Annotated in this window: 24 protein-coding genes and 6 tRNA genes; 13 read left to right on the forward strand and 17 right to left on the reverse strand. The window is 33.7% G+C overall.

Annotated features, from left to right (window positions below; all coding sequences use genetic code 11):
• The first annotated feature begins 71 nt into the window (after positions 1–71).
• Positions 72–938, forward strand: a complete 867-nt coding sequence (locus LNQ81_RS01195; protein ID WP_229944336.1) for an alpha/beta hydrolase — start codon at positions 72–74, stop codon at positions 936–938.
• A 4-nt stretch (positions 939–942) separates the two neighbouring features.
• On the forward strand, positions 943–1,416 hold the full coding sequence (msrB, locus tag LNQ81_RS01200; RefSeq protein ID WP_229944337.1) for a peptide-methionine (R)-S-oxide reductase MsrB: 474 nt from the start codon (positions 943–945) through the stop codon (positions 1,414–1,416).
• Positions 1,417–1,519: 103 nt separating this feature from the next.
• On the opposite strand, the gene LNQ81_RS01205 is transcribed toward msrB, so the two are convergent.
• Positions 1,520–2,251 carry a biotin--[acetyl-CoA-carboxylase] ligase gene (locus tag LNQ81_RS01205; RefSeq protein WP_229944339.1) on the reverse strand — a complete coding sequence of 244 codons (732 nt, stop codon included), beginning with the start codon at positions 2,249–2,251 and terminating at the stop codon, positions 1,520–1,522.
• Between the two features lie 98 nt (positions 2,252–2,349).
• Here LNQ81_RS01205 and rsfS point away from each other — a divergent pair, with 98 nt between their 5' ends.
• From rsfS to LNQ81_RS01240, 7 genes are all read left to right on the forward strand, one after another.
• Positions 2,350–2,721 (forward strand): ribosome silencing factor, encoded by a 372-nt coding sequence (gene rsfS / locus LNQ81_RS01210; protein ID WP_229944341.1) that lies wholly within the window; start codon positions 2,350–2,352, stop codon positions 2,719–2,721.
• 19 nt (positions 2,722–2,740) lie between these two features.
• Entirely contained in the window at positions 2,741–4,705 is a 1,965-nt protein-coding gene (gene ftsH / locus LNQ81_RS01215; RefSeq protein WP_229944343.1) for an ATP-dependent zinc metalloprotease FtsH, read from the forward strand.
• A gap of 115 nt (positions 4,706–4,820) precedes the next feature.
• Positions 4,821–5,432 (forward strand): LUD domain-containing protein, encoded by a 612-nt coding sequence (locus LNQ81_RS01220; protein WP_229944345.1) that lies wholly within the window; start codon positions 4,821–4,823, stop codon positions 5,430–5,432.
• Position 5,433: 1 nt separating this feature from the next.
• Positions 5,434–6,234, forward strand: coding sequence for a phosphatidate cytidylyltransferase (locus LNQ81_RS01225; protein ID WP_229944347.1), 801 nt, complete (start codon positions 5,434–5,436; stop codon positions 6,232–6,234).
• Between the two features lie 2 nt (positions 6,235–6,236).
• Positions 6,237–6,890, forward strand: coding sequence for a phosphatidylserine decarboxylase family protein (locus tag LNQ81_RS01230; protein ID WP_229944349.1), 654 nt, complete (start codon positions 6,237–6,239; stop codon positions 6,888–6,890).
• A 4-nt stretch (positions 6,891–6,894) separates the two neighbouring features.
• On the forward strand, positions 6,895–7,167 hold the full coding sequence (locus LNQ81_RS01235) for an acyl-CoA-binding protein (RefSeq protein ID WP_229944351.1): 273 nt from the start codon (positions 6,895–6,897) through the stop codon (positions 7,165–7,167).
• Positions 7,154–8,002: a superoxide dismutase gene (locus tag LNQ81_RS01240; RefSeq protein WP_229944352.1), complete on the forward strand. Its 849-nt coding sequence runs from the start codon at positions 7,154–7,156 to the stop codon at positions 8,000–8,002. Before LNQ81_RS01235 ends, LNQ81_RS01240 begins: the two co-directional genes overlap by 14 nt.
• An 87-nt stretch (positions 8,003–8,089) precedes the next feature.
• Here LNQ81_RS01240 and dnaB read toward each other — a convergent pair whose 3' ends face one another.
• The 7 genes from dnaB to LNQ81_RS01275 all read right to left on the reverse strand — a co-directional run bounded on the left by dnaB (position 8,090) and on the right by LNQ81_RS01275 (position 16,193).
• A complete protein-coding gene (dnaB, locus tag LNQ81_RS01245) occupies positions 8,090–9,664 on the reverse strand; it encodes a replicative DNA helicase (protein WP_229944353.1) in 1,575 nt (524 codons plus the stop codon).
• A 134-nt stretch (positions 9,665–9,798) separates the two neighbouring features.
• Positions 9,799–10,752 (reverse strand): acetyl-CoA carboxylase carboxyltransferase subunit alpha, encoded by a 954-nt coding sequence (locus LNQ81_RS01250; protein ID WP_229944354.1) that lies wholly within the window; start codon positions 10,750–10,752, stop codon positions 9,799–9,801.
• A 62-nt stretch (positions 10,753–10,814) separates the two neighbouring features.
• Positions 10,815–11,708, reverse strand: coding sequence for a DMT family transporter (locus tag LNQ81_RS01255; protein WP_229944355.1), 894 nt, complete (start codon positions 11,706–11,708; stop codon positions 10,815–10,817).
• The gene (locus LNQ81_RS01260; protein ID WP_229944356.1) at positions 11,695–12,768 is read right to left on the reverse strand and encodes an LptF/LptG family permease; all 1,074 of its coding nucleotides are present in this window, start codon (positions 12,766–12,768) and stop codon (positions 11,695–11,697) included. The genes LNQ81_RS01255 and LNQ81_RS01260 overlap by 14 nt, the downstream gene beginning before the upstream one ends.
• A gap of 41 nt (positions 12,769–12,809) precedes the next feature.
• On the reverse strand, positions 12,810–13,940 hold the full coding sequence (gene tgt, locus LNQ81_RS01265; protein WP_121967121.1) for a tRNA guanosine(34) transglycosylase Tgt: 1,131 nt from the start codon (positions 13,938–13,940) through the stop codon (positions 12,810–12,812).
• Positions 13,941–14,031: 91 nt separating this feature from the next.
• On the reverse strand, positions 14,032–15,045 hold the full coding sequence (locus LNQ81_RS01270; RefSeq protein WP_229944357.1) for a FecCD family ABC transporter permease: 1,014 nt from the start codon (positions 15,043–15,045) through the stop codon (positions 14,032–14,034).
• A gap of 2 nt (positions 15,046–15,047) precedes the next feature.
• Positions 15,048–16,193: an ABC transporter substrate-binding protein gene (locus LNQ81_RS01275; RefSeq protein ID WP_229944359.1), complete on the reverse strand. Its 1,146-nt coding sequence runs from the start codon at positions 16,191–16,193 to the stop codon at positions 15,048–15,050.
• A gap of 179 nt (positions 16,194–16,372) precedes the next feature.
• Between LNQ81_RS01275 and LNQ81_RS01280 the strand changes: the two genes are divergently transcribed.
• Positions 16,373–16,603, forward strand: coding sequence for a hypothetical protein (locus tag LNQ81_RS01280; RefSeq protein WP_229944361.1), 231 nt, complete (start codon positions 16,373–16,375; stop codon positions 16,601–16,603).
• Positions 16,604–16,607: 4 nt separating this feature from the next.
• Complete coding sequence (locus LNQ81_RS01285) at positions 16,608–17,138, forward strand: DUF4252 domain-containing protein (protein ID WP_229944363.1); 531 nt, start codon at positions 16,608–16,610, stop codon at positions 17,136–17,138.
• Between the two features lie 64 nt (positions 17,139–17,202).
• On the opposite strand, the gene LNQ81_RS01290 is transcribed toward LNQ81_RS01285, so the two are convergent.
• Positions 17,203–17,275 (reverse strand) — tRNA-Lys (locus tag LNQ81_RS01290).
• Between the two features lie 1,048 nt (positions 17,276–18,323).
• Here LNQ81_RS01290 and LNQ81_RS01295 point away from each other — a divergent pair.
• Positions 18,324–18,482: a hypothetical protein gene (locus tag LNQ81_RS01295; protein WP_229944364.1), complete on the forward strand. Its 159-nt coding sequence runs from the start codon at positions 18,324–18,326 to the stop codon at positions 18,480–18,482.
• Between the two features lie 132 nt (positions 18,483–18,614).
• Here LNQ81_RS01295 and LNQ81_RS01300 read toward each other — a convergent pair.
• The 5 genes from LNQ81_RS01300 to LNQ81_RS01320 all read right to left on the reverse strand — a co-directional run bounded on the left by LNQ81_RS01300 (position 18,615) and on the right by LNQ81_RS01320 (position 19,198).
• Positions 18,615–18,696, reverse strand: a tRNA-Leu gene (locus LNQ81_RS01300).
• 101 nt (positions 18,697–18,797) lie between these two features.
• Positions 18,798–18,870, reverse strand: a tRNA-Lys gene (locus tag LNQ81_RS01305).
• 35 nt (positions 18,871–18,905) lie between these two features.
• Positions 18,906–18,978, reverse strand: a tRNA-Lys gene (locus tag LNQ81_RS01310).
• Positions 18,979–19,018: 40 nt separating this feature from the next.
• A tRNA-Lys gene (locus tag LNQ81_RS01315) sits at positions 19,019–19,091 on the reverse strand.
• 34 nt (positions 19,092–19,125) lie between these two features.
• Positions 19,126–19,198 (reverse strand) — tRNA-Lys (locus LNQ81_RS01320).
• A gap of 128 nt (positions 19,199–19,326) precedes the next feature.
• On the opposite strand from LNQ81_RS01320, the gene LNQ81_RS01325 reads away from it, so the two are divergent.
• Positions 19,327–19,845: a shikimate kinase gene (locus LNQ81_RS01325; protein ID WP_229944366.1), complete on the forward strand. Its 519-nt coding sequence runs from the start codon at positions 19,327–19,329 to the stop codon at positions 19,843–19,845.
• On the opposite strand, the gene LNQ81_RS01330 is transcribed toward LNQ81_RS01325, so the two are convergent.
• The 3 genes from LNQ81_RS01330 to LNQ81_RS01340 are packed head-to-tail and all read right to left on the reverse strand — an operon-like array spanning position 19,842 to position 21,349.
• Positions 19,842–20,339: a phosphoribosyltransferase family protein gene (locus LNQ81_RS01330; RefSeq protein WP_229944368.1), complete on the reverse strand. Its 498-nt coding sequence runs from the start codon at positions 20,337–20,339 to the stop codon at positions 19,842–19,844. The genes LNQ81_RS01325 and LNQ81_RS01330 overlap by 4 nt on opposite strands.
• Complete coding sequence (locus LNQ81_RS01335; RefSeq protein WP_229944369.1) at positions 20,332–20,916, reverse strand: methyltransferase domain-containing protein; 585 nt, start codon at positions 20,914–20,916, stop codon at positions 20,332–20,334. Before LNQ81_RS01335 ends, LNQ81_RS01330 begins: the two co-directional genes overlap by 8 nt.
• Positions 20,909–21,349: an RNA-binding S4 domain-containing protein gene (locus LNQ81_RS01340; RefSeq protein WP_229944371.1), complete on the reverse strand. Its 441-nt coding sequence runs from the start codon at positions 21,347–21,349 to the stop codon at positions 20,909–20,911. The genes LNQ81_RS01335 and LNQ81_RS01340 overlap by 8 nt, the downstream gene beginning before the upstream one ends.
• Between the last annotated feature and the right edge of the window lie 67 nt (positions 21,350–21,416).

Raw genomic sequence — 21,416 nt, forward strand, 5'->3', positions numbered from 1 at the left:
ACAGATTTAAGGTAATTATACTTGTGAGTTCTTTTAATTTCGTAATTTTACCTGCTTAGAACATTATTATAATGCAAACTCAAAAACCAAAACAATCGCTTGAAATACCAAAAAGCATAATAGTAATTGGAAAAACATTACAACTATTTTCTAAAAATCTAGCCACTAGATTTGCTCAAAATCTTTTTGTCACGCCTCTTAAATTTAAACCACCAAAAAGAGAGAGAGAAATGCTTGACAAAAGTATTGTTACTAAAATTACTGTTCCTGCTCTGCGCAAGGATATAATGGTATATCAATATGGTACTAACAAAACTGCTACTAAGAAAGCACTACTTATACACGGATGGAATGGTAGAGGTACACAGTTAGTAACTATTGCAAATATGCTTATGCGTGCAGGATATGATATCGTGAGCTTCGATGCACCTGGTCATGGTAGGTCTCCAAAAACAAAAACGAATATGACTGAGTTTATCGCTTCAGCCTTTGAAGTAGAGAAACAGTTCGGTCCATTTGAACTAGTGATAGGTCACTCTCTGGGAGGGATGACTACAATGAATGCCTTAAAAGACGGTTTACACGCAAAAAAAGCTGTCATTATAGGTAGTGGTGATATTGTACAAGATGTAGTAGATGATTTCGTTAAACAAATAGAGCTAAAACCAATCATTTCTAAGATGATTCAAGAGCGCTTTGAAACACAGTTTAATCAATCAATGCAAAGCTATTGTGTACACAAAGCAGCGGAACAACTTGATTTGCCTCTATTAATTATGCATGATGAAGATGACCTAGATGTAAATGTAAAAGCTGCTTATAGAATCAAAAAACACAGTAAAGATGCTGAAATAATGATTACTTCAGGCTTAGGTCATCGCAAAATACTAGGTGATAAAAAAGTAATCGAAAGGATAAAATCATTCATAGAACAATAGTCTCATGAGAATCATAGTGTTTTTCCTTATAATCATAGGATTATTATCATGTAAAGATGTCAACTATCAAAAGATACCACAAATGAAAAAAGATAAAACAACTACAGAGAAAGAATGGCAAGAGGTATTAACTCCTGCAGAATACTATGTCTTAAGAGAGAAAGGGACAGAAGGCCCATTCACTGGAGAATATAATGATTTCTATCAAAAAGGATCATACCACTGTGCAGCTTGTGATCAGAAGTTATTTGATTCAAATACTAAGTTTGATTCACATTGTGGTTGGCCATCATTTGACAAAGCTATCGAAGGATCTGTAATCTTCACAGAAGACACTACACATGGAATGAAAAGAGTAGAAGTAACATGCTCTAAATGCAATGGACATTTAGGTCATATATTTCCTGATGGACCAGCTGAGACAACAGGAATGAGATACTGTATGAACTCAATATCATTAAAATTTAAATCTGACTAATATAACCTTAAATCTACAGATAATACTTAAGGTATAACAAGAGCTACCTTCACAGGTAGCTCTTGTTAATTTATAATCGAAACTATTTCTACTTACAAAAGCCTTAATACAGCATTTTCACTTGCTTAATATCAAATATTTCGATAGTATCATCTTCTTTTTGGATCTCAAGCATACCATGCTTATTGACACCTTTAATAATCCCCATAAAACGAACCCCACTTGGCAACTCAAAGACACTAGGTATTCCTATTCGATAAAGTACCTTGTGATACTCCTCCCAAACAAAAGAACTGCCATTGGTTAAATACTTCTGACAATAGCTATCTAAATACTCTAAAATAGTATGCATTAAGAGATCTTTATCCCACTTTTGCCCAGAAATACGATACAATGAGGTCGCTTGAGGTAAATCATCTAAATTTTGTTGATTAACATTAATACCTATACCGACTATTGACAGGGTTTCACCATTAGCTTTAATAATATTCTCAATCAAAATGCCACCAACTTTCTTATTATATGACATTATGTCGTTAGGCCACTTAACACTAAATGTCAGTCCTAATAAGTTTTTTAAGCTAGAATAAACACTTAAAGCCACTAAAATATTAAGATCAAAAACACGCTCAGGAGAAACTAACAAATCCTTCACTAACACACTAAAAGTAAGACTACTACCTACCTCCGATTCCCACACACTTCCTCTCTGCCCCTTACCATGAAACTGGTTTTCAGCTACTACTACAGTTAGATTATCGAGATTCGATTCAGTTAATATTTTCTTCAAATAGGTATTCGTCGACCCTATGGCATCGAGTTTGATAATATTCATATAAAATAATTATAGACTAATCTGAACGATTTCATTATATTTGAATCCAAAATTAGCAAACATTACATTTAAACTAGAATAAATAAGACAAAAAATAAATGGCAGACAAGAATATTAACAACGACGAATTGATTGCAAACATTGTAAAAGGAATTGAAGCAGTTAAAGGAGAGAACATTACAATAATCGATTTAAGAGAAATAGACAATACCCCTTGTGATTATTTCATCATTGCTGATGGTAATTCTAATACACAAGTAAATGCCATTTCAGGTTCTGTACAAAAATTAGTATCTAAAGAATTGCGAGATAAACCTTGGCATGTAGAAGGTGAAATGAATGCAGAATGGATTTTAATGGACTATGTTAACGTTGTTGTACACGTATTTCAAAAACACATCCGTGAATTCTACAACATCGAAAGCTTATGGGGAGACGCTAAAATCACTACTATTGACAGCCAATATTAACCACTAAACGAAAAACTTCATGTCGGAAAATATGAAACCTAACCAAAATAAATCACGATTCAATCCATGGATATTATATGGAAGTATCTTAGTGATTATCTTGGTAATAAACTTCCTTACTAATGGAAGTAGTTTTGGAAACTCAAGACAACTTGGACTATCTAAGCTTTATGAATACGTAGAAAAAGGATATGTAGAAAAAATAGACTTCAGTCGTACTGTAGCCAAAGTATATTTAACACCAGAGGCTCAGAAGAGTAAAGAATTTGAAGACTTAAATAAAAACAACATTTTAGGAAGAGAAAATGCTGGACCCCAATTCTTAACTGACATTGGTGATTCAAAATTATTTCAAGAAAAACTTGATAAAGCTACTTCTGAAGGTAAAATTAAAGAATATAAATCCGAACCTGAAAGTAATTGGGGGGATATCTTAATTAGCTTCTTACCTATCATCATCATCATTGGATTTTGGTTATTCATGATGAGAAGAATGACTGGTGGTGGAGGAGCTGGTGGTGGAGGACAAATCTTCTCTATCGGTAAATCTAAAGCAAAGCTATTTGATGAAAAAAACGATGTAAAAGTTACTTTTAAAGATGTAGCTGGCTTAGAAGGCGCAAAAGAAGAGATTGTTGAAATCGTAGAGTTTTTAAAGAACCCTGAAAAATATACTTCTATTGGAGGTAAAATCCCTAAAGGAGCTCTATTAGTAGGACCTCCAGGTACAGGTAAAACGTTATTAGCAAAGGCTGTGGCTGGTGAAGCTCAAGTACCTTTCTTCTCTTTATCTGGATCTGACTTCGTAGAGATGTTTGTAGGTGTAGGTGCTTCACGTGTTAGAGACTTGTTTAAACAAGCGAAAGAGAAATCACCTGCTATTATCTTTATTGATGAAATAGATGCTGTAGGACGTGCACGTGGTAAGAGTAATTTCTCTGGTTCTAATGATGAAAGAGAAAATACGTTAAACCAATTATTAACAGAAATGGATGGTTTTGGTTCTAATACTAATGTTATTGTATTAGCAGCTACTAACCGTGCTGAAATCTTAGACAAAGCTTTATTAAGAGCTGGTCGTTTTGACAGACAAATCTATGTTGATTTACCAGACGTTAAGGAGCGTGAAGCTATTTTCCACGTTCACTTGCGCAACATTAAGAAAGTAGATAATTTAGATATCGACTTCTTATCTAAACAAACACCAGGTTTCTCTGGAGCTGACATTGCTAACGTGTGTAATGAGGCTGCATTAACTGCTGCTAGAAAAGATAAGAAAGAGGTAGATATGCAAGATTTCTTAGATGCTGTAGATAGAATCATCGGTGGTCTAGAGAAAAAGAATAAAATTATTAGTCCTGAAGAAAAATATGCTATCGCCATTCACGAGGCAGGACATGCTACTGTAAGTTGGATGTGTGAACATGCATCACCACTAGTTAAAGTAACTATCGTTCCTAGAGGTCAGAGCTTAGGTGCTGCATGGTATTTACCAGCAGAACGACAAATCGTTAGAACAGAACAAATGTTAGACGAGATGTGTGCTACTATGGGAGGACGTGCTGCTGAAAAGATTATATTTGACAAAATATCAACTGGAGCTTTAAGTGACTTAGAAAAAGTAACTAAACAAGCAAAAGCTATGGTTACTATTTATGGACTAAATGAAAAGTTAGGTAACATCACTTACTATGACTCATCAGGACAAAGTGAATATAGTTTTGCAAAACCTTATTCAGAAGAAACTGCAAGAGTTATTGATCAAGAAATCTCAGCATTGATAGAAGGGCAATACGCAAGAGCTATTTCTATTCTATCTGAAAATAGGGATAAGCTGATAGAATTAGCAGACCTATTATGTGAGAAAGAGGTTATCTTTAAGCAAGATTTAGAAAACATCTTTGGACAAAGACCTTTTGAAAAAGAAGGAGCTGTAGAAATAAATCTTAATTCTGAAAGTAAATCAGAAAATAATATAGAATAATAGGAATCTATCCTATAGTAACATTAAAAATCTTAACCTAAAGGCAACTTTAAGTTAAGATTTTTTTTATCTTTGAATAGTTAATAATTAATTATTTCACCGGAGTTTATTTACTATGAGTTTTTTCAAAAAGTTAATGCAAGTATTTCAACCTTCTGAACAAGTAGAAGAAAATTCTGCTGTGCAACAAAGTCAATACTTACCTGAACAAAGACTTCCTGTAGATGATCTTTTTACTTTAAACTTTAAAGAGAATGGTGGTAAATTTCTGTACTGTGAATCATTAGACGAGTTAAATGAATGCTTTGTTAATATTCTAGTTGAAAATGATTGGTTTGAAACAGAAGCTCAAACTTATGAAACTTCTCTTTACTCTATGTTACAAGAGAACAATATAAAATATAGTGAAGTTAAAAATCCAACTTTTTTCTTTTCTGGATGTGAAAATCTAATTGCAGAAGATGGATCTATCCTATTTTGTGATAAGCAAATCAAAAACAACAAAGCAAACGACCTACCTGATAATATTGTCATAATAGCAAGAACAAGTCAAATGACAAGAACAAAAAGTGACGGGTTGCGAGAAATAAAAAGAAAATATGGTAGCGCACTACCTAGTAACATTACTACTTTTAATTACTTTAAACCATCTACTAATGAAAGCGATTTCTTGAGTTATGGTAGATCTCCAAAAAACTTATATTTATTACTTTTAGAAGACCTTTAATATGTCAGAAACAGTTACTCGAGCAATATCAGGTGCAGTATATATAGTACTCTTGATAGGAGCAACGTTATACTCTCAAATATCTTTTGAAATACTATTCGGGATATTTATGTTTATCGCTTCATACGAATTTGCGAAACTTATAAAACTCCCAAAATCTCTATCCATGATTATCTCTCTTATGGCCTCAGCATGCCTATGGTGGGATAGAGATATATTACCTATTAAAATCATAGCTCTTTTTAGTGCTATTATACTATTAGCATTGGTAGCAGAATTGTTTACAACAAAGAAACCTAATAGATCTTTTCCTGTAAAGATGGTAATCTTTTTGGGATATATAATAGCTGCATTTATCACCATACAATACTTGCCATTTATAAAAGAAAATGATGAATACATCTATAGACCACAAATAATAATAGGGCTATTGATAATGATCTGGACTAATGACACTTTTGCTTATATTGTTGGTAAGAAATTCGGAAAGAAAAAGCTTTTTGAAAGAATTTCACCTAAGAAAACCATTGAAGGATTCTTTGGGGGTATGATCTTTAGTATTATAGCAGCTATTATTCTTAGTCAATATTTCGACTTTTTTAATATTGTAATTTGGATAAGTAGTGCTATTTTTGTCAGCATTTTTGGAACGACTGGAGATTTAGTAGAATCACATTTCAAAAGAGAAGCTGGGGTAAAAGACAGTGGATCTATTATGCCTGGGCATGGTGGCATCCTAGACCGATTAGATAGTGTTATATTTGTAGCACCATTTTTATATTTAATATATCAAATTTTATAACTATGTTTCACAAAGAAGGAACTAAAATTATTTTCTTTTCAATGGTTATTACCGTTGCATTAGTAGTATTAGCGGATGTTTTATGTAGAGAAATTCCATGGCTAAGAATAACATTGCAATCAATCGTATTAGCATTGTTAATTCTTATACTACAATTCTTTAGAAACCCTAATAGATCTATCACTCCAGATGACGGTACTATACTAGCACCCGTAGACGGTAAAGTTGTAGTTATAGAAGAAGTCTATGAACCAGAATACTTTAAAGATAAAAGATTAATGGTATCCGTATTTATGTCTCCCCTTAATGTACATGTTACACGCTATGGACTAAGTGGTTTGATTAAATATAGTCAGTACCATGCTGGAAAATATTTAGTTGCCTGGCACCCAAAAGCTAGTGAAGAAAATGAACGCACTTCTGTTGTTATTGACAACCCTATATATGGAGAAGTTATGTATAGACAAATTGCAGGTGCACTAGCTAAGAGAATCGTTAACTATGCACAGCCAGGTATGCAAGCTATACAAGGAACAGATGCAGGATTTATAAAATTTGGATCAAGAGTCGACTTATACTTACCATTAGGCACAAAAGTTGATGTTGTATTAAATCAAAAAGCAATCGGTAACAAAACTGTAATTGCGCACAAATAAGATAATGAGTAATCTAGAATTAGAATTTACACAAGCGTATGAACGTATATCTAAAGAGGCAAAAAATCTGCCTCAAGACGTTATGTTGCGTATATACGCTTATTATAAACAAGCGACTAATGGGTTAAGCCATCAAGACTTCGAAGATATGTCTAGTGATCTTAAACGCGCATTTAAATTTAATGCATGGACCCAAGTTAGTCATTTATCAAAAGATCAAGCAATGCTAGAATATATCAACCTAGCCAAAGAAATACTAGATAATGGCAAAGCTTAAATTTCCTCTAATAGCAATAATCAGTTTAAATTTCTTATTTCTATTTTCATGTGGTAAGAAAGATGAATTAACTGAAGTTCAAATACCAGCGAGAGAATCATTCGCTACACAGAACTCTAATTATCCAGACCCTACCTCTATAAAGACTAAACAAGGTCCTTATGAAATGGTAAGTTTAGGATATACTTTTAGTGATTTTGCAGAGATATTAAAGCCCGATAATATTTATACACATTATGAAAAACATCATTTAAACTATGCCAATAAGCTAAATACAGCTGTGCATGGTACACCTTTTGAAAGAGATAGTATACAAAATTTAGTAGCGAGAATAGATAATAATTCACCGAAAATAAAGAATCTTGCTGGTGCATATTACAATCACAATTTATATTGGAAATCATTATCTCCTCTAGAACAGACTAAACCAAGTGAAAGCCTAAATAGCGCAATTAACGAAGCATTTGGGTCTATAGCTAATCTTCAAAAAGAGTTTATAGCTAAAGGTAATACTATCATAGGATCAGGATGGTTATGGATAGTTAATGCAAATGGGGTTATACAAGTAGTAACAACACCAAATAACGATAGTCCTACAATGCCAGAAGTAAATGGAGGGTATCCTCTAATTGCAATTGACTTATGGGAGCACGCTTACTACCAAACTTATGAAGAAGATATCACAGCATACCTAGAGAATTGTTTTAAGCACCTAAACTGGGCGTTTGCTAGTAAAAGATTTATTCCTAAAGCCCAAACAGTTGACATTGCGCCCATAAATAAAGCTACACATCAAAAGCCTGTTGCGCCAATGGCAGTTACATCAGAACAATAAATAACAATGGAGTTAATTTATATAAAAAAGGACAACTATTCAATTTGAATAGTTGTCCTTTTTTATATAACCTATCTTAATTCTATTCTAAAAAGGTACATCATCATCGTTTTGAAACCCTCTCTGATATCCTTGATCCGGACCAGAACCAAATACTGACTCACCTGGAGGTAAAGACCCCGCAAGATTCTGCCTATAATCCCCTCCTGCTTGTTCATTCATTGCAGAAGAAAAGGTAGCATTTAGCCCACTCATATCATCATCTAGATTGTCAAATTTACCAAACTTACCTAAGAACTTCAGACGTATATTATCTAATCCACCATTTCTGTGTTTAGCGATGATAAACTCTGCTTCTCCTGCCGTAGGACTTCTTTCTTCATCATCCCACTCCTCTATTTTATAGTACTCTGGTCGATAAATAAACGATACAATATCCGCATCTTGCTCAATCGCTCCAGATTCCCTAAGATCGGATAATAATGGTCTCTTGGATGCTCCACGTGTTTCTACTGCACGAGACAACTGAGATAAAGCAATAACTGGTACATTCAACTCTTTTGCCAATGCTTTTAGTGTTCTAGATATAGTAGAAATCTCTTGCTCACGGTTACCTCCTCCTTTAGAATTACCACCAGCTGTCATTAACTGCAAATAGTCGATTACGATTAACTTAATCCCATGCTGAGACGCTAAACGACGTGCTTTTGCACGTAAATCAAAGATAGATAATGAAGGTGTATCATCGATAAACAATGGCGCACGTTCAAGATCTTTAACCTTAACGTTTAACTGTTCCCACTCATGAGTTTCTAATTTACCTGTACGCAATTTCTCTGATGACAATCCTGTCTCAGAAGAAATAAGACGTGTGATCAACTGTACAGATGACATCTCTAATGAAAATACTGCTACACCAGCTCCTGTCCCTATCGCAATATTTCTAGCCATCGATAAGACAAATGCAGTCTTACCCATACCTGGACGAGCTGCTATAATAATCAAGTCACTCGGTTGCCATCCTGAAGTAAGTTCATCCAGCTTATGGAAACCTGTTGCCAGTCCGCTTAAACCCTCTTTCGTACTTATCTCCTCAATTCTCTTCTTTGCTTGTGCTACCAAAGATTGAGCAGTCTCAGAACTCTTCTTAATATTTCCTTGAGTCACTTCGTATAAACGAGACTCAGCTTTATCTAATAAATCGAATACATCACTAGTCTCATCATAAGCATCTTCGATAATTTCGTTAGAAATACGAATCAAACTACGTTGAATAAATTTCTGTAAGATGATACGAGAGTGAAACTCTATATGGGCAGAAGAAGTTATCTTTTGTGTTAGACTAACTAAGTAATAGTCGCCTCCTACTTGTTCCAACTTACCATTCTTACGCAATTGTGTAGAAACAGTTAATAAGTCAATAGGTTGATTACTAACAAACAATTGATCAATAGCTTCGAATATATTTTTATGAGCTTCTCTATAAAATGCATCAGGCTGTAGAATATCAATAACCTCATCGATACCCTTCTTATCAATCATCATAGCTCCCAACACAGCCTCCTCTAAATCAAGAGCTTGCGGAGGAAGTTTTCCTTTCTCTAAAGATACAACCTCCCTAGGGAAAGATTGTTTTGGTCGAAAATCTTTTGCTTGTTCCATATTGCTAAATTACTTCTTTTTGAGAATAACTCCATTCTATTTTACACAATTCACTTGTTAATATATAGCTTATAAATAGTGAAAAAAAAATCCGAGATAGTATCTCGGATTTTCAATTCTATATATACAAAGAATTAGTCTTTATACTCACCCATTTCGAAATATTTCTCCATGCGCTTTTCGATTAATTTCTCTGTTGATAACTTAGTTAATGTACTATAAGTATCTACAATATATTTTCTAACAGAAGCAAAAGTCTCTTCTCTATTCGTATGAGCTCCACCTAATGGTTCTGAAATAATATCGTCTACTAATTTATTCTTCTTCATATCAAAAGAAGTTAGTTTTAATGCATCAGCAGCTCTTTCTTTATGTTCCCAACTTCTCCAAAGAATAGAAGAACAAGATTCAGGAGAGATAACAGAATACCATGTATTTTCTAACATCGTTACTCTATCACCAACACCAATACCTAAAGCTCCTCCTGAAGCGCCTTCACCTACAATAATACAAATGATAGGCACTTTAATACGAAACATTTCATAAATATTACGAGCAATAGCTTCTCCTTGTCCTCTTTCCTCTGCTTCTAATCCTGGATATGCACCTGGGGTATCGATTAAAGTAACAATCGGAATATTATACTTCTCTGCCATGTGCATTAGACGTAGTGCTTTTCTATATCCTTCTGGATTAGCCATACCGAAGTTTCTGTATTGTCTTGTTTTAGTGTTGAAACCTTTTTGTTGTCCAACGAACATAAAACTTTGATCACCGATTTTACCAAGACCACCTATCATAGCCTTGTCATCTTTTACATTTCTATCACCAAAAAGCTCTAGAAAAGTATCTCCACATAAAGCCTTGATATAATCTAATGTATAAGGTCTATTAGGGTGTCTAGACAATTGAACTCTCTGCCAAGCAGACAAGTTTTTGTATATATTCTTTTTAGTTTCTTCTAATTTCTTCTCAATTTGCTTACAAGTTGCTGATACATCAACATCAGATTCTTCACCGATCAAAGCACATTTATTCAGCTGTTCTTCAAGCTCTTTAATTGGAAGTTCAAAATCTAAATATTCCATTTATGATTAAGTTTTAGTTTCAATTACGAATGACAAAGATAAAACAATCCTCGGATAGATAGCTATCTTGGGCTAAGTTTTCTCTTTTTTCTATTTTTTACTACTCCGTTAAGTACTACTGTACTCAATATTAATAATGCTCCAATATAAAACTCTGGAGTCATTTTTTCGCTATCTTTAAATATTGCTACTGCTAATAATATACCATATAGAGGCTCTAAATTTATCGTCAGCATTACAGTAAATGGACTTAAATGACGCATAACATAAACTGATCCTAAAAAAGCAAAAGCAGTACAAACAGTCCCTAAAAGTAATAACCACATCCAATCACTTACACTTACCTCAAAGAAAGACGGTGTAAACCCTCCTGTACACAGCAGAAACAATGTCAAAACTAACAATCCACCTGCCATCTCATAGAATGTAATGACAGGAGCTTCTGAATGTACAATCAACTTGCTGTTAATAATTGAAAACATAGCTGATAAACATGCAGCTATTAGTGCTAATAAGATACCTTCTATATATTCACTACTAACACTAAAAATAAGAGTTAAAGCACAAATAACTATAAATCCAAAAAACACTTCGTAGGCTACTATTTTTCTTTTTAAAAAAATAGGTTCTAATATAGATGCAAAGAAAGCTCCTGTTGATAAACAGGCTAAAGTAATAGAGATATTAGATACTTTTATGGCTAAGAAGAATGTTAGCCAATGCAAAGCAATTACAACACCTGCTCCTAAGAATTGTATAATTCGATGCTTTGGAGCTTTTACACTCTGTTTTGTAAAAGAATAATAAACTAATAATGTAATCACTGCTATTAGAATCCTATACCATACTAAAGGGAGTGCTTCTAATGAAATTAACTGCCCTAAAATAGCAGTAAATCCCCATATAAAAACGATTATATGGAGATATATGTAACTTTTTATATTATCTGCGAGCATTTCGAAGTAAAAATATTGCTAAAATTCCAAATACAAAATTAGGAAACCATACTGCTATTAGTGGTGGAATACTAGACGCTTCTGCTAGAGTCCCAAATATCTTATCAAAAAAGACATAAATAAATGCTAATGCAATACCTATGGCTAAGTTTATTCCCATCCCACCTCTTCTTTTCATCGATGATACAGACACTGCTATAATCGTCAAAATAAATGCTGAAACTGGAACACTATACTTTTTATATAATACAACTAAATAGATATTAATATTAGACGACCCTCTCATCTGCTCTTTCTCAATAAAACGTTTTAACGGACCTAACTGCATAGTTTCAGCAGCGTATACTACGGGCGTTAAATCATCTATTTCGAAGTCTAACTTCATTTCTTTCTGTTCTGCTTTTTCGAATGTATCTTCACTTTTACCCACCTCACGTCTAAAATAATCAAATAACGTATATGTACTAGTCTCAGGATTCCAAACAATTCTGTTAGCAGTCATCTTAGCAACTAACTTATTTCCATCAAATTCTTCATAAGAAAAGTTATACCCTGTCTTAGAATTATAGTTAAAGTTACTCACATAGATAAACTCATTCTGACTAATCTGCCTAAAGACATTCTGGCTCTCCCGTACTTCATCACTCTTCATATATTTATACCTAAAATCATTAAACCCCTGACTAGCACCAGGAACTATAAAAATAGACATAATTAAAGCAAAAATTGAAACAAATGTAGCTCCAACAATATACGGTCTTAAAAATCGTGTAAATGAAATACCTGAACTTAGTATTGCTACGATTTCAGTATTATTTGCCAACTTTGATGTAAACCAAATAATCGAAATAAATAGCATAATAGGAAACAACATATTAGCAAAATAGATTGTAAAATCTAAATAATACACCAATACTGCTGGTAATGGAACTTTATTGGCTAATATCTTGTTTATTTTTTCAGAAACATCAATAATGATCCCTATAGGTACAAAAAGTAATAACAATACAAAGAATGTTGCTAAGTACCTTTTAAGTATATACCAATCTAAAATTTTCATATAATTACTATTAGATGCTTCTTATGTTTTTTAATTAAGGTCTATAGACGGTTATCCATTTGTTTCACCATCTTATTCTTCCATTCTGTAAAAGTACCTGCCAAGATCTGACGACGAGCCTCGCGTACTAACCATAAATAGAAACCTAAGTTGTGTATAGTAGCGATTTGCTTTCCTAGAGATTCGTTAGCTGCAAATAAGTGACGTAAATAAGCCTTAGAATATTCTGTATCTACCCAAGTATATCCATTTTCATCTATAGGTGAGAAGTCATCCTCCCACTTCTTATTCTTCATATTCATAGATCCGTGAGCTGTAAATAACATACCATTACGTGCATTACGTGTAGGCATTACACAGTCAAACATATCTACTCCTAAAGCAATATTCTCTAAGATATTAATAGGAGTACCTACACCCATTAAATAACGAGGCTTATCCTGTGGCAAAATATTAGTTACCAACTCAGTCATCGCATACATCTCCTCTGCTGGTTCCCCTACAGATAGTCCTCCGATAGCGTTACCTTCTGCCCCGATATTAGCGATATACTCTGCTGATTGTTCTCTTAAATCTTTAAATGTACTTCCCTGTACGATAGGGAATAATGATTGTGAATATCCATACATCGCTGGCACTTTATTAAAATGATCCACACATCTGTCTAACCATCTGTGTGTACGGTGCATAGATCTTCTAGCATAATGATAATCACAAGGATAAGGAGTACACTCATCAAAAGCCATAATAATATCAGCTCCGATAGTACGCTGTACTTCCATCACACTCTCTGGTGAGAAGAAATGGTATGATCCATCGATATGTGATTTAAACTTTACACCCTCTTCTTTAATCTTTCTATTAGAAGACAAAGAATACACTTGAAATCCTCCACTATCTGTTAAGATATTGCGATCCCAGTTCATAAACTTATGTAATCCTCCTGCTTGCTTAAGAATCTCCATTTTAGGTCTTAAGTACAGGTGGTACGTATTCCCAAGAATAATATCTGGATTAACTTCTTCTTTTAACTCACGTTGGTGAACTCCTTTAACTGAAGCTACAGTTCCAACTGGCATAAAAATTGGCGTTTCTATAACACCGTGATCAAGCGTAATCTTCCCGGCACGTGCACGCGAAGCTGCGTCTGTATGTAATAACTCAAATTTCATAGTAACTATTTACAACTGGCAAAGATAAAGCAAATCTACAGATGCTTATACTTTTTAATATTTTTTTCTATAATCCAACGCCTCTTATCCCCTACTGCACTTTTCGTCTAAGGATTAACCAGATAACGATAGGCGCTCCGAAGATAGAGGTCACAGCATTTATAGGCAGTAAGAACTGTTCTCCTTTAATCTGTGTTAGCATATCACAGATAAGCATTAATATTCCTCCTAACAATGCTGTGCTGATAATCAAATAACGGTGACTACTCACCTTTAATAATAATCTAGCGATATGAGGTACAGCTAATCCTATAAAAGCAATAGGCCCTACGAACGCTGTAGACACCCCTGCTAATAGACTTGTCACTAAGATAATCAGATTGCGAGCGGTCTTGACATTCACCCCCATAGATGAGGCATAATTATCTCCTAATAGCATCGCATCTAATGAGCGTATTAATAATAAACTCCCTAATATCCCCATAAAAACAACAATAGCAAATAAGATGATTACATCCCAACTCACATTACCCAAACTACCCAATGACCAAAAGGCAAAACGCTTTAACTGTTCCGCTGAACTAAAATAGGTCAATATACTCACGATTGCATTAGCAAAACTACCGAACATCAGCCCGACGATAAGCACCGTCACTGTATTTTGTACAGAATTAGAAACTAACAACACTAGAAATAACAAACCTAAACTCCCTAACACTGATACTAACGCTATGCCATAAGAAGACGTAAATGCTGATACAAAAGCAGTAGGTAGAAATGCTGTCCCTAAGATTAAAATAGCTACTCCTAAACTAGCTCCAGAACTAATTCCTAATACATAGCTCTCTGCCATCGGGTTTCTAAACAAGGTCTGCATGAGCAGCCCACTAATAGATAACGCCACACCTACTAACACAGCTACAATCGCTTTAGGCAATCTATAATTTAGAATAATATAGCGCCAAGTCTCCTTTACATCAACTTCTCCAGTAAGTACTTCTACTATTTTAGCAAATGGTATATGGATACTCCCAACAGAAATATTAAATATAAACAACAATCCTAGCAGAATGACTAGACTACTTATAATTATCTTTTTATTCATACTTATTTTAACTGTTCAAAAAACACAGGCACATAGTTAGTCATTAAAACCTCAGGATGAAGAATATAGATCAAATCCTTTAAAATCAAATCTGGTCTTGTAGGCCCTAACTCATAGAATATACTCCCTCCTGTAGCTCCTTTACGCGGGGCGAACGAATAAACATTCTTATGCTTAAACGCACTGAACTTAGTATAGTGTGGGTTCGCTTTTTCTAATTCTCCTAAAGACTCATACTGAGCAGGGTTAATCCAGAACGAAGCATCTACTGCCTTGTCCAGTACAGTCTCATAAGATAGCGACAGACTCCCTGTCCCCTCAGTATCTTTCCATAGATAATCCGCCTTAGCATCTCTGAAGTACACTGCCATCCAGCTCTGTCCTTGTGGAGTATACCACACGTCTTGATACATCGCACCACTCATTACAGTAGGATAGTTCTTCACATCTTTCACTAAAGCTAGCGCTTGGTTATAGTCATTTACTACCTTTTCAAAGAATAACTTTGCTTCTTTCTCTTTTCCATATAAAGCTCCGAATAGTTTAATCCATTCTGCTTTCCCCAGTGGACTCTGTTCTACCCAGTCCCCATTATAAATAACTGGTATACCACTTTTAGCTAATGTATTTAACGCAGCATTAAACCCATCCATCGCAAAAGCTACAATAGCATTAGGACTCATGTCTAATACTAACTCTGTATTTAACTGTTCATTCTGTCCTAATTCCTTAACCTGTCCCTCATCTATAGCCTTACGGATAGAAGGCGAAGACACATAGTTAAGCCCTGGAAACCCCTTAAGCGTATGCTCTTCTTCTAATATAACTAATGAAGGTAGATGTGTAGTAGAAGTCACCGCGATAGATGCGATAGGTACTTTTACAGCAGGTAGTGTCTTTAGCGAATCTGGTATAGCGCCCGCAGACTCTTTATATAGTACATATTTAAACGTTCTATCTGCTCCTACCCAAGCTTGCTTCACATCCACCACAGTATATTGTCCATAATCTCTAATGGATAATCCCTGTGCATACTCGATACTATTGACTGTCTGAGAAGAGACAGTGATCTCCTCTTTCTCTTTCTTACAAGAAACAAATCCACTTACAACAAAAAAACAAATAGAATAGAACTTCCAGTTTTTCATAATTTCACTATTGGTTATCTTACAAAAATAGAATAATAATAAACAATAAAAACACAAATCCCATTAGACATCTACACAACATATAACATTATCATAAACGACTATTTACAGTAAAGCATAGGAATTAATCAAAAACTTATTTACTTTTATATTATGTTTGTACCTATAGATAACTATAAATGAAGAAAAAAACATCTATTAAAACCTTATTTTTCTTTGGGATTTTAATACTAGGAGCAGTGATTGCCTTTATCGCTATGCCTACTAAAAAGAAGACATTACCTACTGTAAAACAAACCGAGTATGGTACTTACAGCAGTCCAGAAGTAGCATATCAAGAATGTCAAAAGCTACTTAATCAATTGTCTAGTGATCTTAATAAAGGTCTTAAGTCTAATCAAACAAAGTAACACCATGAACAATATTATAAAAACAATATTCATATTTTTATTTACTTTAAGTACTCCCAATATTGCAATGGCTCAAGAAGAGTTTGCCGCTTTTGAGAAAAACAAACAAGTAAATAGTGTAGTTGTCAATCAAAAAATGTTTGAGATGATGGCTAATGTTAAAGTTGAAGCTAGCAATGATGAAGAGAAAGCATATCTTAACTTAATTAAGAAATTAACTTCATTAAAAGTATTTAATACTTCTTCTAATGCAGTAAAAGCAGACATGAAATCTGCTGTTTCTAAATATGTGAGCTCTGCTTCTCTAAAAGAATTGTCAAACAATAAAGATAGTGAATCAACAGTAACCATCTATGTAGATCAGAATGGTTCTTCTAATAATGTCAGCAAACTTCTGATGTTCAATGAAGCTGCTAATGATAATAAAGAGAATATCGTAATGATTATAACTGGTCAATTCTCTATTAAAGAATTATCAGCATTAACAACTAAAATGAACTTACCTTTAGGTAATACACTTAATAAAATAAAATAGTTGATTGATTCAATTATTTTAAGGTATAAAAAAAGCAGAGTTTATATAAACTCTGCTTTTTTTGTGACCCGACTGGGGCTCGAACCCAGGACCCCAACATTAAAAGTGTTGTGCTCTACCAACTGAGCTATCGAGTCATTGATTAACTATACGTTTCTCAATTGCTATGCAAAGGTAACCCATTTTTTATTTCTCACAAACTTCTAATATTCTTTTTCTTCAATAAAAAACCACACCTATCATAACCTTCACGAAATGAACAAATAGCGACTTAAAAAATTATATATATTTCTATTTGTTCATCCCTTCATTAGACCTTATCTTTCTTCACACCTCTAATCTTAGAGAATATAGGGTATCAAATACAAATAAAGACTTCTCTTTTCAGACCTATTAGTACTCCTTATAAGCAAAAATAGACATAGCTCACTTACGGCTAAAAAGTCTATCTTAACTTTAGTCATTCACTTTCTATTTATTATAATTAAACTCCATATATTTATCTTTCTATTTTATCTCTAAATTTAGAAATCATTGATATTAATCCGAACAAGGATGACATACCTTTCCTAAAGGAAAAAGACCACTTTTAGCAATTTCTACTAATGTTGTTTTATATGATAGTATAGTGGCAACATTATAAGTCCATAGTGACTCCATTAAAACGAACTTTTTAATGGACTCACTATGGACTCACTCAAACCAAAACAGCATAAAAGTACTTAGAATACACTACTGATATCTAAATCGAATTTAAAAAAAACAATTGACCTAAAAGATTAGTCTAAGTGATATAAAAAACATTAACTTTCAACACTTTACAATTATACTAATTATAAACATATTATTTCTACTACCCCCCTTATATTTTATTTTACTTTCTAAATTTCTTCACGTAGTAGAATTAATGTACCTATGATTAATTTGAATACTTAGACTCTTATAGTTTATTAATAGAATGATAATATGGAATTTAAAAAAATAAAGATCACTTCACAGAGTAAATAATCAAATAAAAAACATTTTTTTTTATCCTCTAATATTCACTACATACCGTAAAAATGAGCAATCTAGGCTTCTGAACCTAGATTGCTTATTTGAGCACACGAATAAGATGACAATTATCATTTTAAATGTTAAATATATTCTATACTTTAGTGTTAAAATAACAAAAATAAACATATTATGACTTTGCAAAATCTACCTCTTTACAATTTTAACAATGGTACATTTATGATTATCATATTTGGACTAGTGTGTGTTGGATTAGTTATTGCTCTATTCTTAATGATGGGGCCATCTAAGAAAAAAGACGAAAATAGCGATGAAACAAATCAAGAGTAAAAAAAAGAGCTGTCACTACTAGTAGATGACAGCTCTTCTTTTTTATAACTAGTTTACCTTAAGTAATACTAAACTAAAAATGACCACTCTACAGTGATCATCCATATACTTTATCTTCAATTTAAGATTATGTGACCAAAATGGGATTCGAACCCATACGTCTTGCGACACCACCCCCTCAAGATGGCGAGTCTACCAATTCCTCCACATGGCCCAATATAGTATTGTCAAACACCAATACTCTCTATAAAAGTAAAGCTTTTAAACTAAATTACATAAAGAGCAAAAAAAAGCCATCCTAAAAGGATAGCTTTGTGACCCGACTGGGGCTCGAACCCAGGACCCCAACATTAAAAGTGTTGTGCTCTACCAACTGAGCTATCGAGTCAGATATCATTATTCGAAATAGATCTTTTATTCTTGTGACCCGACTGGGGCTCGAACCCAGGACCCCAACATTAAAAGTGTTGTGCTCTACCAACTGAGCTATCGAGTCAATTTATTTCTAAATGATATCTTGTATGTCTTATTCTTTGTGACCCGACTGGGGCTCGAACCCAGGACCCCAACATTAAAAGTGTTGTGCTCTACCAACTGAGCTATCGAGTCTGCAATTTTGAAAGTAAAACTTTAAGTCTTATAGTGACCCGACTGGGGCTCGAACCCAGGACCCCAACATTAAAAGTGTTGTGCTCTACCAACTGAGCTATCGAGTCATTATTTCAATTCCTTATTGCGGGTGCAAATATAGGAGCTTTTTTTAAAAATCCGATACAAAATTGTTTTATTTTTGCCTTTGATTTTCGAACAACTTCTAACACACTAATAAACAACCGCTTGTTTTATGAAAAAAATAATACTTTTAGGCTATATGGGTTCTGGCAAGTCAACAATAGGTAAAATACTTGCAGAACAATTAAGCTTAGATTTTTTAGATCTGGACCTAGAAATAGAGAAAAAACATCAAATGTCAGTTTCAACAATATTCAAAATGAAAGGTGAAATCTATTTTAGGAAGCAAGAGCACCTTTTGCTACGCGAAATAATAGATACAAAAGACAATTTTATACTAAGTCTAGGTGGTGGCACTCCGTGTTATGCAAATAATCATTTAGCTCTTCAGCAAGATGATGTACAATCATTCTACCTAAAAGGATCAATTAAGACACTAACAGATCGTCTAGAAAAAGAAAAAGAGCACCGCCCTCTTCTTAATCAGAATTCAGACGACACTCTTGAAATTTTTATTGCTAAGCATTTGTTTGATCGTAGCTATTTCTACCACCAAGCTAAAAACATAATTACAATAGATAATAAAACACCTGAGCAAATCACTCAAGAAATTGTACAGCTTTTAAACTAACTTAAATAAGCATATTCCTCATCACCATCAAAAACAACTTGGATATGCTCTAATAAAGATGTAGATAATGATATCCCTTTAAAGTCTGCCTTAACGGGATATTTTTTATGATTTCGATCTACTAATACAGCTGTCTTTAATTTCTTTAAGGGTACATCTAAGAAATGCTTCACTCCATATATAAGAGTAGCTCCCGAATTTAAAACATCATCCACTAATACTACAGATTTATTAGCATAAGCAGTACTTTCTAATGAAGTCTCTATTGGATTAATCGGATTCTGTTTATCTATACGCACTTCACATAAGATAACTTTTATAGAAGATATCTCTTGTAGTGCCTCACTAATTTTTTGAGCGAATGTATATCCACTATTAGCTACACCTGCTATTACTATCTCTTCTTCATTAATATAAGTCTCATAGATCTGGTAAGCGATACGCTTAGTCGTGAACTTGATTTGTTCTTTGGTTAAAATGATTTTTTTAGTCATGTTGTTTATTAATTATAAAAAATAACTCTCTTCCTGTGCGAGGCTTGATTGAGTTATGTGCAGTTTCTAATATCTTGACCTCAAACTTGTCCTTAAACAAGTCTAAGTACTCTTCTTTACTTCCACCAAAAGGAGGTGTGCCTTGATTAAATTGACAGTCAAATAAAACTCCAACTAACTTACCACCTGGTTTTAATAAATCATACATCTTGTTTACATAATCTGTTCTATTAGCAATAGGCAATGAGCAGAAAAACGTTTGTTCAATAATAAGGTCATATTCCCCTTCATGTTCAAAGAAATCCCCCAAAACAACATCTCCGTAAGGAAAATCGCTCATCAAGCCATAAGCTTCTAACGCAGCTACAATAGTAAAGTCTACCCCAGTAATATTAGTAAAACCCTCTTTATATAAATACATAAATTCATGTCCATGTCCTATACCTGGCACTAGAATATCAAGTTTCTTATTTGTCAATTGATCAATGTATTCTTTTATAGGCATAGTGATACTCCCTGCGTTCCACTGAGCTTCATCATTAGTATACTTCTGCTCCCAAAAATCCTTATCAAACATCTGATTTATCCTCTTTAGTTACCTTATTTATCTCAGTACTCTCCTCTCCATCAACTACATCCTGATCCTCGTAATCGTGAAAGTCATCAATATCTCTTCTATCTTTTTTAGTTGGTCGTCCAGTTCCTTTAGCTCTATAATACTCTTTAGATAATTTCAGTAATTCTAAATGTTCAAATGCTTCTGCAGGTGTCTCATCTTTTCTGTAAATATCTACTAACTTAGCTCCAACCCTATTGGGTGGGACATCTAAAACTGCAAGTCTATATACTATTTGATCTTTTCTTAGCGTTATCTTATCTGTAGCAAAAACTTCTCTTGAAGCTTTAGCCACTTGCCCATTTACAGTAATATGCCCTTTTTTACAAGCCTCTGTTGCTATATTTCTGGTTTTATAGTATCTAGTACACCATAAGTATTTATCGATTCGCATAATTTCACATTAAATTTCTCTAACAAAGTACACAAAAATAAAGTAAAATTGTATCTTGCACTACTAA

The organism is Myroides oncorhynchi (assembly GCF_020905415.1).
Classification (GTDB): domain Bacteria; phylum Bacteroidota; class Bacteroidia; order Flavobacteriales; family Flavobacteriaceae; genus Flavobacterium; species Flavobacterium oncorhynchi_A.